We start from the raw sequence: 18,937 nt of genomic DNA on the forward strand, positions 1-18,937 counted from the left end.
GAGTGAGGCGTGAGTTGAGCGGCAACGACACAGCGGCGGCGCAGGACACCGGCACCACGGCATCCGCGCAGGCCGCGGACCGGCAACCGGTGGCCGTGATCGGTCTGGCCTGCCGGCTGCCGGGAGCGCCGGGCCCCGAGGCTCTGTGGCGGCTGCTCGGCGAGGGACGAAGGGCCGTGGGTGAGGTGCCGCGCGACAGGGCCGGCCCGACGGCCGACCGGCTCTCCCGCTCCCACCCGGGAATCGGCTACGGGGGCTACCTGGAATCCATCGACACCTTCGACGCGGAGTTCTTCGGTGTCTCGCCGCGCGAGGCCGCCGCGATGGACCCGCAGCAGCGGTTGGTCCTGGAGCTGAGCTGGGAGGCCCTGGAACACGCGGGCGTGGTCCCCAGCCACCTGCGCGCCACACCCACCGGGGTGTTCATCGGTTCGCTCGCGGACGAGTACGCCGCCCTGTCCCGTGCGGACGCACCCGGCAGACACACACTGACGGGCACCACCCGCGCCATCATCGCCAACCGGGTGTCGTACACCCTGGGCCTGCACGGTCCCAGCATCGCGGTGGACACCGCCCAGTCCTCCTCCCTGGTCGCTGTGCACCTGGCCTGCGAGAGCATCCGGCGCGGGGAGTCCGGGCTCGCCCTCGCGGGCGGCGTCAACCTGATCGTCGCTCCGGGGTCCACCGCCGCCGTGGCCCGGTTCGGGGGACTGTCGCCCGACGGCCACTGCTACACCTTCGACCGCCGCGCCAACGGCTACGTACGAGGTGAGGGAGCCGGTCTCGTCCTGCTCAAACCCCTCGACCGGGCGCTGGCGGACGGCGACCGGGTGCACGCGGTCATCCTGGGCAGCGCCGTCAACAACGACGGGGCCACCGACGGACTGACCGTCCCGAGCCGCCGAGCCCAGGCCGAGGTCGTCCGGCTGGCCTGCGACGCGGCCGGTGTGTCCCCCGCGGACCTTCAGTACGTCGAACTGCACGGCACCGGGACGCCGGTGGGCGACCCCGTGGAGGCGGCGGCGCTCGGACTGGCCCGCGGCCTCGACGCGGACACCGACGAGGGCGGGGACGCGGAGGCGGCCACCGGCGGGGACGCCCAGGACGCGGTGCCTGTTCTCGAGGTCGGTTCCGTCAAGACCAATGTGGGCCATCTGGAGGGCGCCGCGGGTATCACCGGCCTCCTGAAGGCGGTGCTGGGGGTGTCGCACCGGGAACTGCCCGCGACCCTCGACCACGTCGAGCCCAACCCCCGGATCGACCTCGCCGGGCTGCGGCTGGCCGTCCGCACCGAACACGGGCCGTGGCCGAGGCCCGGGCAGCGGCTCCTGGCGGGCGTCAGCTCCTTCGGCATGGGCGGCACCAACTGCCACGTCGTGGTCGCCGAGCCGCCCACGGCCGGGCACCCCACGGCCGGAGGGCCCACGGCTGAAGGGTCCACGGCCGAGGAGTCCGCGCCCCACCCCGAGGAGAGGCCGTCCACCGGCCTGCCTCTCCTGCTCAGCGCACGTACCGACGACGCCCTGCGCGACCAGGCCGCCGCAGTCGGCGCGCTCGTCGCCGCACACGGCGACGTGCCGCGCGGCCTCGCCCGCTCGCTCGCCACCACCAGAACGGCGTTCGGACGCCGGGCGGCCGTGACCGGTGACGTGCTCGCCGGTCTCGACGCCCTCGCCGCGGGCCGCCCGTCACCCGGCGTGCTGACCGGAGGGGCGACGGACGCCCCGCTCGCGGTCCTGTTCCCCGGTCAGGGCAGCCAGCGCAACGGTATGGGGCTGGCCGCCTACGACCGCCATCCCGTCTGGCGCCGCGCGTTCGACGAGGTGGCCGGGGCACTCGACGGGCTGCTGCCGCGCCCTCTGACGGACATCCTGTGGGCGGCTCCGGGCGATGCCGACGCCGAGCTGCTGAACCGGACCCTGTACACCCAGCCCGCGCTGTTCGCCGTCGAGGTCGCGACCTACCGCCTGTACACGTCGCTGGGCCTGCGGCCCGGATTCGTCGCCGGGCACTCCATCGGAGAAGTGGCCGCCGCCCATGTCGCCGGAATCCTCGACCTGCCCGACGCGGCCCGGCTGATCACCGCGCGCGGCCGCCTCATGGACGCGCTCCCCGAGGGCGGCGCGATGCTCGCCGTGGCCGCGCCGGAGGCGGAGGCCGCGGAACTGCTCGCGGGGCTCGAAGGGCAGGCCGCCCTCGCGGCGGTCAACGGACCTGCTTCGGTGGTCCTCTCCGGTGCGGCCGGTGTGCTCGACGAGCTGGCGGCCCGCGCCGCCGGACACGGTCTGAGGACCCGGTCGCTCAGGGTCAGCCACGCATTCCACTCGCCGCTGATGGACCCGATGCTGGAGGAGTTCCACGGTGAACTCGCCGCCCTCACCTTCCGCACGGCGACCGTCCCGTTCGTCTCGACGGTGACCGGAGAGCCCGTCACCACGACCGACGCCGACTACTGGACCGAACACGCCCGGTCCCCGGTGCGGTTCGCCGACGCCGTCCTGCGGCTGCGTGACCTCGGCGCCGGCGTCTTCGCCGAAGCCGGCCCCGGCCGTACCCTCAGCGGACTCGGTCGCGAACTGACCGGCAGGGCGGCCGTCCACGTGCCCCTGCTCGGCGCGGACGACGACGTCGACCGCGCGGTGGGCGCGCTGTTCACCGCGGGGCAGCCACTGGACACGGAACGGGTGTTCCCGGACGACGTACCCCGGGTCGAGCTGCCCACCTATCCCTTCCAGCGCGAGCGGTACTGGCTGGACCAGCTCGACGACGGCCGGACCGGCACACCGGACGGACCACGGCCGGACATCGCGGCCCGTCCCGCGCAGCCCGCCGGGCCCGTGGCCTCCGGAGGTCCGGACGGTCGTGCCGCCGACGGAGCCACCGCGCACGACCACGTGGCGGACGCCGCCTCCCACGGCGAGGTCGAACGCCGTGTCCTGGACGCCCTCGCCACCGTGCTCGGGCACAGCGACCCCGCCCGCATCGACGTCGAGGCAGGGTTCAAGGACCTGGGGATCGACTCGCTCGGCCTGGTCGAGCTGAGCGAACTGGTGCAGCAGGGGCTGGCGACCGAACTCGCGGCAGCCGATCTCTACAGTCACCCGACCGCTGCCGCGCTGATCGCCCACCTGCGCGGCGCACCGCCGGCCGCCGGCGCCCGGCCGGCTGTCCCTTCGCAGGCCTCCCGGACCGCCGCCGGCCACGCCGGAGATCCAGTGGTGATCACCGGCATGGCGTGCCGCTACCCCGGCGGGGTGGCCTCCCCCGACGACCTCTGGCGCCTCGTCGTCGAGGGAACCGACGCGATCACCGAGTTCCCCGACGACCGGGGCTGGGACCTCGGGGAACTGTTCGCCGACGATCCCGGACGTCCCGGTACCTCCGCCACCCGCAACGGCGGGTTCCTCAGCGGCGCTGCCGAGTTCGACGCCGAGTTCTTCGGGATCAGCCCCCGGGAGGCCGTGGCGCTCGACCCCCAGCAGCGGCTGCTGCTCCAGACCGCCTGGGAGGCGCTGGAGCGCACCGGCCTGGACCCGAGGTCCCTGAAGGACTCCGACACCGGGGTGTTCATCGGCGCCACGGCGTCCGACTACGCCCCGCGGCTGCACGAGGGCGACGGATCCTCCGACGGCTACCTGCTCACCGGATCCACCATCAGCGTGGCCTCCGGGCGGATCTCGTACGTCCTCGGCCTGCGGGGACCCGCGCTCACCGTCGACACCGCCTGCTCCTCGTCGCTGGTCGCGCTCGACCTCGCGGTACGGGCCGTGCGGTCCGGCGACTGCTCCATGGCCCTGGCCGGCGGAGCAGCGGTGATGGCCTCGCCCGGCATGTTCGTGGAGTTCTCCCGTCAGCACGGCCTCGCCCAGGACGGACGCTGCCGAGCGTTCGGGGCCGGCGCCTCCGGTACCGGATGGGCGGAAGGCGTGGGCACGGTCGTCGTCGAACGACTGTCCTCGGCCCGCCGGAACGGCCACCCGGTGCTCGCGGTGATCGAGGGCACCGCAGTCAACCAGGACGGTGCGAGCAACGGCCTGACCGCTCCCAACGGGCGTGCTCAGGAGGAGGTCATCGCCCGCGCCCTGGCCGACGCCGGACTCGCCCCGCACCAGGTGCACGCGGTGGAGGCGCACGGCACCGGCACCCGGCTCGGAGACCCGATCGAGGCCCGCGCCCTGTCCGCCGCCTACGGGCCGGGCCGGAGCACACCGCTGCTCCTCGGCTCCCTGAAGTCGAACATCGGGCACAGCCAGGCCGCCGCCGGGATCGGCGGTGTGATCAAGACCGTGCTGGCGCTGAACGCCGGGGTCCTCCCGGCCACCCTGCACGCCGACGAGCCGACCCCCCAGGTGGCCTGGGAGGGGTCCGGCGTACGGCTGCTCACCGGAACCACGCCATGGCCCGAGCACGAGGGCCCCCGCAGGGCCGGCGTCTCCTCGTTCGGCATCAGCGGCACCAACGCCCATGTGATCCTCGCCCAGCCACCTGCTCACCCCGCCGCCGCGCCGGGCCCCGACGCGCCGCCCACCGGCCTTCCGTCCCGGCCTGTCCTGGTCCACGGCACCGGGCCCGAGGCCCTTCGCCGCCAGGCCGCGGCGCTCGCCGCACATCTGGAGAGCCGTCCGGAGACCGGCACCGGCGTGATCGCCGCGCAGCTGGCCGCCCGCACACCGCTCGGCCACGGTGCCGCCGTGCTCACCGACGACCCCGTCGTACTGCGCGAGGCGCTGGCCGAACTGTCGGCGGGCGGGGTGCATCCGGCGGTCCACACCGGTGAACGGGCAGCAGGACGAACCGTCTTCGTCTTCCCCGGGCAGGGGTCCCAGTGGGACGGGATGGCTCGCGAACTCCTCGAAGCCAGCGAGGTGTTCCGCGACTCGATCGACGCCTGCGCCGAGGCGTTCGCGCCCTTCACCGACTGGGACCTGAGAGCGGTGCTGCGTGGCGAGCCGGGCGCACCCCCGCTGGAGCGGGTCGACGTCGTCCAGCCGGTGCTGTTCGCCATGATGGTGTCGCTGGCCGCGCTGTGGGAGGCGGCGGGCGTCCGGCCGGACGCCGTGGTGGGCCACTCCCAGGGGGAGATCGCCGCCGCCCACGTCGCGGGGGCGCTCTCCCTGGCGGACGCGGCCCGGCTCGTCACGCTCCGCAGCCGGGCACTGGTGCGCATCGCGGGTGACAGCGGGATGGTCTCCGTCGCGCTCGGCGCCGACGCGCTGGCCCCGCTCCTGGAGCTCCACCCGCAGGACCTGGAGATCGCCGTGCGCAACGGCCCTCGTTCGACGGTCGTCGCGGGGCGCACCGCCGCGCTCGACGATCTGCTGGCGCGCTGCGAGGAACAGGGCATACGGGCGCGGCGCGTGCCCGTCGACTACGCCTCGCACACCCGGTTCGTGGATCCGCTGCGTGATCACCTGATGGAGCTGGGCGCCGCGCTGGAGCCCGGCCGGGCGAGCACCGCCTACTACTCGGCCGTCACCGGCAAACGGATCGACGACACCTCCGCACTGGACGCCGGCTACTGGTACGGCAATCTGCGCGGCACCGTCCGCTTCGAGGAGACGGTGCACAGCCTGATCGACAGCGGCCATCGGCGTTTCGTCGAGATCAGTCCGCATCCCGTGCTCACCTACGCCGTGGAGGAGATCCTCGGGGACCGGGGCGTCAGCGGCTTCACCGGCGGCACCCTGCGACGCGAGGAGGGCGGACTGCCCGCCCTGCGCCGGGCGCTGGCCCTGGCGGACCTGGGGGGTGCGGCGGTCGCCTGGCCCGCGCCGCACGTGCCGGTCACCGCTCCGAACGACCTGCCCACCTACGCGTTCGCTCCGGACCGGTACTGGCTCACCACCACGGGCGGCGGTGCGCAGGCGTCCCGGCTGGGGCTCGCCGCGGCGGGACACCCCCTGCTGGGAGCCCAGGTCGCTCTGGCCGACGGCGGCCTGGCCCTGACCGGCCGTCTCGACCCCCGAAGCCATCCGTGGCTGCTCGACCACAGTGTCCTGGGCCGGCCGGTCATGCCCGGTACCGGATTCGCCGAACTCGCCCTGCACGCGGCCCGGCTGAGCGGTGACGGCGAGGTGGCCCAGCTGACGGTCCTCGCCCCGCTGCCGCTGGCGGGTGACCAGCCCCTCCAGCTCCAGGTGCTGATCGGGGCGCCCGACGACGACGGCCGCCGGGACCTGGGCGTCCACGCCCGTGCCTCCGACGACCAGCCGTGGACCCGCTACGCCTCGGCGACGCTGGGCCCGCGCACCGGCCCGGCCCCGGCCGCCGTGCTGGTGCCCTCCACCGCCACGCCGGTGGAGGTCGACGAGGTGTACACCGCCCTCTACCGGCTCGGCTACGACTACGGGCCCGCCTTCCAGGGCCTCGTGGCCGCCCACCGCGTCGACGGCACCCTGTACGCGGAGATCGAGGCCGGACAGGAACTCGCCGTGCCGGGCCGCGAGGACTTCACCGTCCATCCGGCGCTGCTGGACGCGGCCCTGCACCCCGTGGTCGCCGGACTGGTCGGCCGGCGCGAGCCCGACCCCGAACAGCCTCTGCTGCCGTTCGCACTGGAACGGATCCAACTCCTCGGCCCGACCGCGGGAAGCGGCAAGATGCGGGTCAGGATTCATGAACTCGCCGAGAACCGCTATGAGTTCGTCGTCGCCGACGAGGACGGGCAGCCGCTGCTCCGGATCGCGTCGCTCGCCTTCCGCCCCGTGCGGCGCGAGGAGCTCGCACCTCCGCGGGACCAGCCGGACGCGCACCTGGTCGAGTGGCGGCCCGTCGCGGTACCCGCGGAGTCCGGCGCCCCGGCGCTTCTCGCAGGCTACGGCGACACGGCGCTGGTCACCGGCGGCAGTGAGGCCTTCGCGGGGACCGACGAGCTGATCGCGGCGGGTCTTGGGCCCGAGACGGTCATCGTTCCCTTCGGACGGGTGGCCGGACCGGAGGGCGGGCAGGGAGGCACACCGGGCGCCGGGCCCCAGGGGGAGCGGGGAGACGGGCCGGACACGGCCGAGGCGGCGCACCGCCTCTCCGCCGGCCTGCTCTCCCTGCTTCAGCGCTGGCTCACCGAACCCGCTCTCGCCGGAAGCCGGCTGCTCGTCGTGCTCCCGGCCGGTGACCTCGCGTCGGCCACGCTGCGCGGACTGCTGCGTACGGCGGCCGCCGAACACCCCGGCCGGTTCGCGCTCGTCGACACCGACGCGCCCGCTCCGGCGGGCCTGCTCGCCGCCGCCTACGGAGAGCCGGAGGTGTCCCTCCGGGGCGGCGTCCCCCACGTGCCCCGGATCACCGGACACAGGCTCGCGCCGGCAGCCGGACGGCCGGCCGCCACAGGGCCCCGCACGGTTCTGATCACCGGCGGAACCGGCGCGCTGGGCGCCCTCGTCGCCCGGCGGCTGGCCGAGCACCCCCAGCCGCCGCACCTGCTGCTCGTCAGCCGGTCGGGGCCGGACGCACTCGGCGCGGCAGGGCTCGTCGCCCGGCTGCGCGAGAAGGGCGCCGAAGTGACCGTCGAGAGCTGCGACGTCACCGACCGGGCCGCGCTGGCCGCCCTGCTGCACCGGGTCCCGTCGGACAGGCCGCTGCGGTCCGTGGTCCACACCGCCGGGCTGCTCGCCGACGCGACCGTGCACGACATGACACCCGAACAGCTGCACACGGCCCTGCGGCCCAAGGTCGACGCGGCCTGGCTGCTGCACGAACTGACGGCCGATCAGGAACTGGACTCCTTCGTCCTCTTCTCGTCCGCCGTGGCCACCTACGGTGTACCAGGGCAGGGCAACTACGCGGCGGGAAACACCTTCCTGGACGCCCTCGCCGCCCACCGGCGTGACCGGGGGCTCCCGGCGACCGCCGTGGCCTGGGGGCTCTGGGACGAGTCCGGCGCGATGACCGGGCACCTCGACGACCGTGACCGGACCCGGCTCGCCCGGTACGGCATCGGCGCGGTCCCCGCCGAGTGGGGCCTGGACGCCCTCGGACGCACGACCGAGGCCCACACCGTCCTCTCGCCGCTCGACGAGAGCGTCCTGCGTGAGGAAGCGGCGTCCGGACGGCTGCCCGCGATCCTTTCCGGCCTGGTCGCGGTGCCCGCCGCGGCGCGACGCGGCGCCGGAGCGGGCGGTGCCTGGGCGCGGCGCATCGGATCCGAACCGCCGCAGGAGAGGCTACGCACCCTCGTGGCACTGCTGCGCGAGCAGGCGGCCCAGGTGCTCGGGCACGGCCAGGCGGACGGCATCGACGCCGAACGGCCCTTCAAGGAGCTGGGTTTCGACTCGCTGACCGGTGTCGAGCTGCGTAACCGGCTGACCGCCCTGACCGGGCTCCCGCTGCCGGCGACCATCGTCTTCGAGCACCCCACGGTCGGCGGTCTCGCCGCCCATCTGCTGGAGGCGTTCGAGCACCAGGCGGCTCCGGCCGTCGCCGCGTCCGTCACCGGGCGTGCCGACGCGGACGACCCGGTGGTCATCGTCGGAATGGGCTGCCGCTTCCCCGGCGGAGTCACCTCGCCCGACGAACTGTGGCAGCTGGTCGCGGACGGAGTCGACGCCACCGGTGACTTCCCCGACGACCGGGGATGGGACCTGGAGGCGCTGTACGACCCCGACCCCGACCACAAGGGCACCACCTACACCAGGCGTGGCGGATTCCTGCGCGAGGCCGCCGAGTTCGACGCGGACTTCTTCGGTATGAGCCCGCGGGAGTCCCTCGCCACCGACCCGCAGCAGCGGCTGCTGCTCCAGATCACCTGGGAGGCGCTGGAGCGCGCCGGCATCGATCCGCACTCCCTCAAGGACTCCGACACCGGCGTCTTCATCGGAGCCATGTACGACGACTACGCGGCCCGCCTGCACAGTTCTCCCGAGGAGGTCGAAGGGCTGCTGCTGGCGGGCAACCAGTCCAGTGTGGCCTCGGGCAGGATCGCCTACGTCCTCGGTCTGCGTGGGCCCGCTCTGACGGTCGACACCGCCTGCTCGTCCTCGCTCGTCGCCCTCGACCTGGCGGTGCGCGCCGTACGGTCGGGGGAGTGCTCCACCGCACTGGCGGGCGGAGTCGCCGTCATGGCGTCCCCGGCGACGTTCGTGGAGTTCTCCCGCCAGCGCGGGCTCTCCGCCGACGGGCGCTGCAAGGCGTTCGGGGACGGAGCGGACGGCACCGGGTGGTCGGAAGGCGCGGGGATCCTGGTCGTCGAGCGGCTCTCACGCGCCCGCAGCCTCGGTCACCGGGTCGTCGCCGTCGTCGCGGGCACCGCCGTCAACCAGGACGGTGCGAGCAACGGCCTGACCGCTCCCAACGGCCGTGCTCAGGAAGAGGTCATCGCCCGCGCCCTGGCCGACGCCGGGCTCGCCCCGCACGAGGTGGACGCGGTGGAAGGGCACGGCACCGGGACCCGCCTCGGCGACCCGATCGAGGCCCGGGCGCTGACCGCCGCATACGGGCGGGACCGCACGAGCCCGTTGCTGCTGGGCTCCCTGAAGTCGAACATCGGACACGCCCAGGCGGCCGCCGGGGTCGGTGGCGTCATCAAGACGGTCATGGCGCTGCGCCACGGCGTACTGCCCCGCACCCTGCACGCCGACACCCCCTCGGGCCACGTGCCGTGGCAGGACTCCGGGCTGGCCCTGCTCCAGGAATCCACACCCTGGCCCGAGCACGCCCGGCCCCGTAGGGCGGGTGTGTCGTCGTTCGGCATCAGCGGCACCAACAGCCACGTCATACTCGAACAGGCACCCGACGCCGTGATCGTCGGGACGGCGCACCGGGCCCTGCCTGCTTCCGTGGAGGCCGCCCCCGCCGACCAGCCCTCCGCTCTGGTCCTCGCCGCGAAGACCCCGGCCGCACTGCGCACCCAGGCGGACCGGCTGCACCGACTGCTGGTGTCGGAACACCCGCCGGCTGTCGCGGACGTCGCCCACACACTCGCCAGGCGTTCCCGCTTCGGCCACCGGGCCGTCGTCCACAGCGGACCCGGACTGGTCGAGGCTCTCGGCGCCGTACGGGACGGGGAGCGGCATCCCGCCGCGTTCACCGGCCGCGCGGCCCACGAACCCCGGCTCGCCTTCCTGTTCTCCGGGCAGGGATCCCAGCGCATCGGCATGGGCAGCGGGCTCCTGGAGTCCTCACCGGTCTTCGCCGCCGCGTTCGACGAGGTGGCCGCACACATCGAACCGCTCATCGGTACCGGTCTGCGTTCCCTGCTGACCACGGACCCGGATGTCCTGCGGCGCACCGAATACGCCCAGCCCGCTCTGTTCGCCGTCGGGACAGCCCTGTACCGCATGGCCGAACACCACGGCCTGCGTGCCGACTTCCTCATCGGCCACTCCGTCGGCGAGGTCGCCGCGGCCCATGTGTCCGGCATCCTCGGCGTGGCCGACGCCGCCGCACTGGTGGCCGCCCGGGGACGGCTGATGGGTGCCGCCCGGGCCTCCGGCGCGATGGCGGCGCTCGCCGCGACCCCGGAGCAGGCCCGTGAACTGCTGGCCGCATCCGGCGGGGCCGTTGAACTCGCCGCCGTCAACGGGCCGGAGGCCGTCGTGGTCTCCGGCGACGCGGACGCGGTCGCCGCCCTGGTCGAGCGCTGGAGGACCAAGGGCCACAAGGCCACCGCGCTCGCGGTCAGCCACGCCTTCCACTCCGCCCACATGGACGAGATCCTCGACGCCTTCCGCGAGGAACTGTCCGCCCTCACCTTCGCCGCACCCACGGTGCCGGTCATCTCCACGGTCACCGGCTCGCCCGCCGACGCGGAGGAGATGTCACGGCCGGAGTACTGGGTCGGGCAGATCCGTAAGCCGGTGCTCTTCCACGACGCCGTCCGCAGCGCCCTCGCCCTCGGTGTCAGCGCCTTCGCGGAACTGGGCCCGGACGGGTCGCTCGCCGCACTCGTCCAGGACCGGCCGGACGCCTCACCGGCCGTGTCCGTCCCCCTGCTGCGCAAGGGACAGCCCGAGGGCGACACCGTGCGTGCGGCACTGAGCCGGCTGCACGTCGCGGGAACACCGCTCGACCTGACCCCCGGCTCCGCGCCGGGACAACTCGTCGACCTCCCCGTGTACCCCTTCGAGACACGCCGGTACTGGCTCGACGACCCCGGCGCGGCCCCGCGCGCCGCCGCCGGGGAGAGTCACGGGCTCGACGCCTCGCCCCACCCCCTGCTCACCGCGAGCACCGGGCTCCCCGACGGCGGCACCCTGCACACCGGAGTGCTCTCACCGAGGCTGCACCCGTGGCTCGACGGCCACCTGATCGACGGGCGGGCGCTCCTGCCGGCCGCCGTCCTGCTGGAACTCGCCCTCACCGTGGCGCACGCCGACGGCCGCGGCACCGTCCGTGACCTCGTGGTGCAGGCGCCCCTGGAAATCGGACCGGGTGAAGGGACCAGGATCCAGGCGGTCGTGGACCCCCAGGGCGAACTGACCGTACGCTCCGCCGACACCGACGGGCGCTGGACGGTGCATGCCACGGCGACCCTCACCGACGACGGGGTCGCCCCCGGGCCGGCAGGCACCCCGGACACCGGCGAACCGCTCACTCCCGACGGCCCCGAGGACGCCTACCGACGTCTGACGGAACGCGGATACGAGTACACCGGAGCGTTCCGCTCCCTGCTCGGGGCCTGGCGCACCGACGACGGGATCCTCGCCGAGGCCGCACTGCCCGCACCCGACACCGCTCACGCCCCCCGCTACGGACTGCACCCCGCGCTGCTCGATGCCGCACTGCACGCGCTCCCGCTGAGCACGCGGGCAGCCGGAACCCTCGTGCCGTACGCCCTCGACGGAGTCCGGCTGCACAGGGCGCACGCTTCGCGCGTACGGGTCACGATCACCGCACCGGACCCCGGCGGCCACCGCGTCGAACTGACCGACGAGGACGGGCACCCTGTGCTGACCATCGAGCGGCTGCGGCTGCGTCCCCTGCCCTCCGGCGGCGCGCTGTACCGGTCGGACTGGCAGCCCCTGCGGGGCGAGGAGGTGCCGGTGGAGCCCGGAGACGTCACCTTCGTACACCTGGACCCCCATCAGGGCACCGCCGAGGCGGCCGAGTTCGCGCGGGCCACGGTCAGCGGACATCTCGCCGCCGGAGCGGAGGGTGGCCGTCTCGTCCTCGTCACCCGGAAGCTGGCCGTCGCCGATGAGGAGGAGGCCGCCCCCGCCACCGCCGCGGTCTGGGGACTCGTCAGGGCCGCACAGACCGAGCACCCGGGCAGATTCGCCCTGGTGGACACCGACGAGAGCGGCACGGGCGACACGGAACTCCTGGGTGCGGCCGCCCTGGCCGGACCGCGGTCCGCCGTGCGCCGGGGCAGGATCCTCACGCCCCGGCTGGTCACCGTGCCCGAGGCCCCCGCACCGGGCACCGGCACGCCCGCCGGCAGCGACGACGCGCCCGTGTGGCCGCGCAGCGCCGCCGGGGGCACCGTGCTGATCACGGGCGGCACCGGCGCCGTGGGACGCGCCACCGCCCGCCATCTGGTCGAGCGCTACGGCGCACGCCAGCTCCTGCTGGTCTCCCGCCGCGGGGAGGGCCACCCCGGTGCCGCGCTCGTCCGCGACGAACTGAGCGCGTTCGGCGCCGAGGTGACTGTCGCCGCCTGCGACCTCGCGGACCGGCGGGCCCTGGCTACGCTGCTGTCCGGCCTCGAACGGCCGCTGTCCGCAGTGGTGCACGCCGCCGCGGTCACCGAGGACTCCGTCATCGAGCAGCTGTCACCCGAGGCACTGCACACGGTCCTCCACGCCAAGGCGGTCGCGGCGGAGCACCTGGACGAACTGACGCGTGGCACCGAACTGGACGCCTTCGTGCTGTACGGCTCGGTCGCCGCCGTGCTCGGCACGGCGGGGCAGAGCGGCTACAGCGCGGCCAACGCGGCTCTGGAGGCCGTGGCCCACCGGCGCAGGTCCGCCGGGAAGAAGGCACTCACCGTGCACTGGGGCCTCTGGGACCTGGCCGACGGTCTGGCCGCCGGACTGGCCCGACGTGACGTGGACCGACTGGCCCGCACCGGGATCAGGCCGCAGCCCGCGGCCGAAGCCCTCGCACTCCTCGACCGTGCGCTGAGGCCGGACGGCCCGGACCTCTCCGCCGTGGTCGCGGCCCGGCTCGATCTCCGGGCGGCGAACGGCACGGCCCGTCAGGCCGGGCCGGCCGGACGGCCCAAGGGGCGGACCGGGGGAGCCGCAGGGACCACGGACGTCGCGGCGACCGTGCTGGCGGCGGTGGCCGAGGTGCTCGGCCACCGACAGCCCACCGCCGTCGACCCCGAACGGCCCTTCACCGACCTCGGCTTCGACTCGCTGACCGCCGTCGAGCTGCGCAACCGGCTCGGGGACGACCTCGGGGTGCGACTGCCGGGCACGATCGTCTTCGACCACCCCAACCCCGGCGCGCTCACCCGCTTCCTGACGGAGCTGGTCGAGCCGGCACCGCCCGTCCCGACCGAACCCGCCCCCGCCCTCGGGGAGGTGCCCGCACCCCGTCCCGGGACTGCCGAGGACGACCCCGTGGTCATCGTCGGGATGGCCTGCCGCTTCCCCGGCGGAGTGAGGACCCCGCAGGACCTGTGGGAGCTGCTGGCCTCGGGCACCGACGCCACCACACCGTTTCCCACGGACCGTGGATGGGACCTCGACCTGTTCGACCCGGATCCCGACCACCTCGGCACCTCGGCCACCCGCCGTGGAGGATTCCTGCACGACGCCGCCGAGTTCGACCCCGGGTTCTTCGGCATCAGCCCGCGTGAGGCGCTGGCCGTCGACCCGCAGCAGCGGCTCCTGCTGCAGACGGCCTGGGAAGCGGCGGAGAACGCCGGGATCGACCCGGCGGCCCTGCGCGGCACGCGCAGCGGAGTGTTCGTCGGCGTCATGTACTCCGACTACGGGGCCCGTGTCCACCAGCACCGGGGTGCCGCCAAGGACCTGGAAGGCTATCTGGTGAGCGGCAGCGCCGGCAGCGTCGCCTCCGGGCGGATCTCCTACACCCTCGGCCTGGAAGGTCCGGCGGTCACGGTCGACACCGCCTGCTCCTCCTCCCTGGTGGCGGTCCACCAGGCCGCCCAGGCGCTGAGGCTGGGCGAGTGCACCCTCGCTCTCGCGGGCGGCGCCACGGTGATGGCGAGTCCTGCCACCTTCATCGAGTTCAGCCGACAGCGCGGACTGGCCCCCGACGGCCGCTGCAAGCCCTTCTCCGCCGACGCCGACGGCACGGCCTGGGGAGAGGGCGCGGGGCTGCTGGTCCTGGAGAAGCTCTCCGACGCCCGGCGCAACGGGCACCGTGTCCTCGCCGTCGTCCGCGGCTCCGCCGTCAACCAGGACGGTGCGAGCAACGGGCTGACAGCGCCCAACGGTCCCGCCCAGGAGCGGGTCATACACAGTGCCCTGCACACCGCTGGACTGCGCCCCGGGCAGATAGACGTGCTGGAGGCGCACGGCACCGGCACCAGGCTCGGCGACCCCATCGAGGCCGGCGCGGTGCTCCGCACCTACGGCAGCGGGCGCGGGGAGCGCGGTCCCCTGCTGATGGGTTCGGTCAAGTCCAACATCGGCCACACCCAGGCCGCCGCGGGGGTCGCCGGGATCATCAAGATGGTGCTGTCCATGAACCGGGGCCAGGTACCGGGGACCCTGCACGTCGAACGACGCTCCGAGCACGTCGACTGGGCCGGAGGAGAGGTGGACATCCCCGGCAGTCTGTCCGACTGGCCGGACACCGAGGGGCCGCGCCGGTCCGCCGTGTCGTCCTTCGGGATCGGCGGCACCAACGCCCACATCGTCCTGGAGGAGGGGGGCGCGGCCGCGCACCCGGTCGACACCGCCGACGGGACCGAACGGGCGGCAGAACTCGACGAGGAGGACGGCCGGCCCGTCCCCTGGGTACTCAGTGCCCGCACCGCGCAAGGACTGCGCGACCAGGCCACCCGCCTGGCGCGGCATCTCACCGGGCGGGGCGATGTGCGTGTCCGCGACGTGGCCCTGTCCCTGGCCACCACCCGTACCGCTTTCGACCTGCGCGCGGTGGTCGTGGGCCATGATCTGGCCGAACTCCTCGAGGGCCTCGGGCATGTGGCCCGTGGCACCTCGCCGGAGCCCGGCACCTTCCCCCTCGTGGTCACCGGTTCGCCGGTGCGCGGCGGGACGGCTGTCCTGTTCACCGGCCAGGGCAGCCAGCGCACCGGGATGGGGGGCGGGCTGTACCGCGCGTTTCCGGCGTACGCGGAGGCCTTCGACGCGGTCCGCGCGGAGTTCCGCCGGGCCGAGGGCATCGACGTCGCCGCCGCCATCGAGGGCGGTACACCCGATCTCCATGCGACCCGCTACACCCAGGCCGCCCTGTTCGCCGTGGAAGTGGCGCTGTTCCGGCTGCTGGAGAGCTGGGGGCTGCGGCCGGGACTGCTCGCCGGACACTCCGTCGGTGAGATCGCCGCAGCGCACCTCGGTGGCGCCCTCGGCCTCACCGAGGCCGTTGAACTGGTCGGCGTCCGTGGCCGGCTGATGCAGGAACTGCCGCCCGGCGGCGCGATGCTGGCGGTGCAGGCCGGCACCGGTACGGTCGAGGAACTGGCCGGGGACATGACCGGGGTGGACATCGCCGCGGTCAACGCCCCGTCGGCGACCGTACTCTCAGGTGACGCCGACGCGATCGAGCGGATCGGCGCCGTCCTGTCGGCCGCAGGGCAGCGCACCAGACGGCTCACGGTCAGCCACGCGTTCCACTCCGCGCGCATGGACCCCATGACCGAGCCCTTCCGCGCCGCGGTCGGACAGCTGACGACCGGGCCGCTGAACGCCGTCCTCGTCTCCACACTGACCGGGCGGGAGGTGGACGGCGAACAGCTCGGGTCCGCCTCCCACTGGGCCGATCAGGTCCGGTCGACCGTCCGGTTCGCCGACGCGCTGAGCAGGCTGCGTGAACTGGGTGCCGCCCACTTCCTCGAGATCGGCCCGGACGCCTCGCTGACCGCCCTCGCGGACCAGTGTGACCTGGGCGGGGGAACCGCCGCGCTGGCCTTCCTGGACCGCCGGAAGGACGAGGTGACGGCCCTGTGGACCGCCGTCGCCCGCGCCCACACGGCGGGCGTCGCGTGGGACTGGCGCGCCCTCATCGGCGGCGGCGCCCGCCCGGTCCCCCTGCCCACCTACGCCTTTCAGCAGGAGCGTCTCTGGTTGCTGCCGCCCCGCACCGAGGACGGCACCGCGCACGGCATCGGCGCGGACGACCCCGGCCTGCCGCTGCTGTCGGCCTCCGTCACGGACCCCGACGGCACGGACTCCGTCTACACCGGAGTGCTCTCCCACCGGCGGCAGCCGTGGCTCACCGGTCACGCCCTGTACGGCACCCCCCTGCTGCCGGCCACCTCCCTGGTCGAGCTGATCGGGGCACTCGGCGTCCGGCACGGACAGCCGGTGGTGGAGGAACTCACCCTGCACGCACCCGTCGTCGTGGCGGAGGAGACGGACATCCAGCTGAGGGTCACGGTGACCGGGCCGGTGGTCCGCGTCCACGGAAGGGCTGCCGGATCGGAGACCTGGACCCTGCACGCCGACGCGACGCTGGCCGAGAGCACCGGAACGGGCGTCACCCAGCCCTCCGAACGCCCCGAGGGGGCAGTCCCGGTGCTCCTCGAAGGGCTCTACGACACCCTCGCCGGTCAGGGATACGACTACGGTCCCCGCTTCCGGGGGCTGCGGGCACTGTGGCGCACCGATGACGCGCTGTACGCCGAGGCCGACACCGGGGAGCCGCTGGCCGCAGGGCTGCTCGACTCCGTACTCCACGGCTGGCTCGCGCGCCCCGCGGACATCCGGGGCGAGGAGGCCCACGGCGGGAGCGCCGGCGGTCCCGGAGCGAGCGGCGACGGCGGGGCATCCCGCCTCCTCGTCCCGTACGGCTGGTACGGGGTGCGGCTGCACGCCGTTCCGACCGGTCCGCTCAGGGCCACGATCACCCCACGGTCGGACGCCTCCTTCGCGCTGGAGATCTCCGACGAACGGGGCGGCCCGGTCCTGACCGCCGACGAGGTACGGCTGCGGCCCGTCCCCACCGGCGCGCTCACATCGGCCCGGAGCGGCCCACTGCTGCCCCACACGGTCCGGTGGGTCCCGGAACGGCCCGTCGACGACGGGACCGGCGGACGGACGGTCGCGCTGGTGACCGGCACGGCACCCGAAGGGCTGCCCTTCCCCGTGGTGTCCGAGGCGGACCCGGACGCGGACGTCCTGGTGGCCGTCCCCGCCCACGACGACCTCCGGCGCAACCTGCTCGACGTACGGGACCTGGTCAACGGCCTGTCCGAGCGCAGCCATCTGACCGTCCTGACGACCGGGGCGGTCGCCGCGCTCGACACGGACCGGGTACCGGGGCTCGCGCAGGCACCGCTGTGGGGTCTGCTGCGCTCCGCGCAGCACGAACACCCGGGCCGGATCAGCATCGTCGACAGCGACGGGCACCCTGACTCGCTCGCGCTGCTGCCCCGTGCCGTCGCCGCACGGAGCGGACAACTGGCGCTGCGCGAGGGCGAGGCGTACAGGCCGGTGCTGCGGGAGGCGGAGCCGCCGGACGGGACAACGGCCGACGGTCCGGCAGACACCCCGGCCGAAGCCGCAGGCCGGACCGGGCCGTTCGGCGACGGGACCGTACTGGTCACCGGGGCGGGCGGAGCCCTCGGCTCGGCGGTCGCGCGACATCTCGTGGAGAAGCACGGCGTCGGCCGCCTGCTGCTGGTCAGCAGGCGCGGGGAGGCCGACCCGGTACTGCGCGACCTCGCCGCGGAGCTCGCCGCCCGGGCGGACATCCGGATCGCCGCCTGCGACCTCGCCGACGGCGCGGCGGTCGAGCGCCTGTTCGGCGGGATCGACCCGGAGTACCCGCTGACCGCCGTCCTCCACACGGCCGGCGCGCTCCAGGACGCGGTGCTCGCCAACCTCACCGACGACCGGCTCGACCTCGTGCTGCGCCCCAAGACCGACGCCGCCGGTCATCTGCACAGTCTCACCCAGGACTTGCCCCTGGACGCATTCGTACTCTTCTCGTCCGTCGCCGGAGTGCTCGGCAACGCGGGACAGTCCGCGTACGCCGCGGCCAACAGCTACCTCGACGCCCTCGCACAGCACCGCAGGGCGGCGGGACTGGCGGGCACCTCGCTGGCCTGGGGCCTGTGGGAGAGCGCCGACGGCAGCGGGATGGGCGCCACACTCGACGCACCCGCCCGTGCACGCATGGAGCGGCTCGGCATCCGGCCGCTGAGCGTCCCCGACGGACTGGCGCTGCTCGACCGGTCCCTCGAGGACGCCCGCACCTCCGGCAGGGCGCTGTTCGTTCCCGCCAGGTTCGACCGCTCGGCGGCCGGCCGGCTGACGGAGCGCACCGCGCCTGCTGCGAGCCTCCGGACACCCACCGGATCCGGCGGCGAGGCACCGATCCCCATCGGCAGCCGTCTCGCGGGTCTGGCCCCGGACGCCGTGCACGACCTGCTGCACACCACGGTGACCACCGCCGTGGCGGAGGTCCTGGGCATCGCCAGGGCCGGACAAGTGCCCACGGAACGCGGTCTGTTCGACCTGGGCCTGGACTCGCTCACCGCGGTCGAGCTGCGCAACAGGCTCGGGACGGAGGTGGGCGAACGACTGCCGGCCACGCTGCTGTTCGACCATCCGACCGTACGCGCGCTCACGGAACATCTGGCGCGGCGCTACGCCGTCGAACCGCCCGTCTTCGACGCCTCGTCCCTCGACGGCTGGGTGTCAGCCGCGTCGGCCCTCGCCGACGACGACACGGGACGGGCCCGGCTCGTCCAGGCGCTGAGGACGGCGCTCGGCGTCCTGGACACCGTGTCCGCCGCACCCCAGGAGGACTCCTTTGGAATGGATTCAGCCACCGATGATGAGCTGTTCGGGCTGCTGGACCGAGAACTGAGCGACTGACGCCGCGCCACACGCCCCGCCCG

General features: G+C 74.4%; 1 protein-coding gene. It reads left to right on the forward strand.

The genetic code is table 11. From position 1 onward, the window contains the following. Nucleotides 1–14 precede the first annotated feature (14 nt). Nucleotides 15–18,914, forward strand: a complete 18,900-nt coding sequence (locus ACIRD8_RS03915; protein ID WP_403985697.1) for an SDR family NAD(P)-dependent oxidoreductase — start codon at nt 15–17, stop codon at nt 18,912–18,914. The last annotated feature ends 23 nt before the right edge of the window (nt 18,915–18,937 follow it).

The organism is Streptomyces sp. NPDC102451 (genome assembly GCF_044765485.1).
GTDB lineage: Bacteria > Actinomycetota > Actinomycetes > Streptomycetales > Streptomycetaceae > Streptomyces.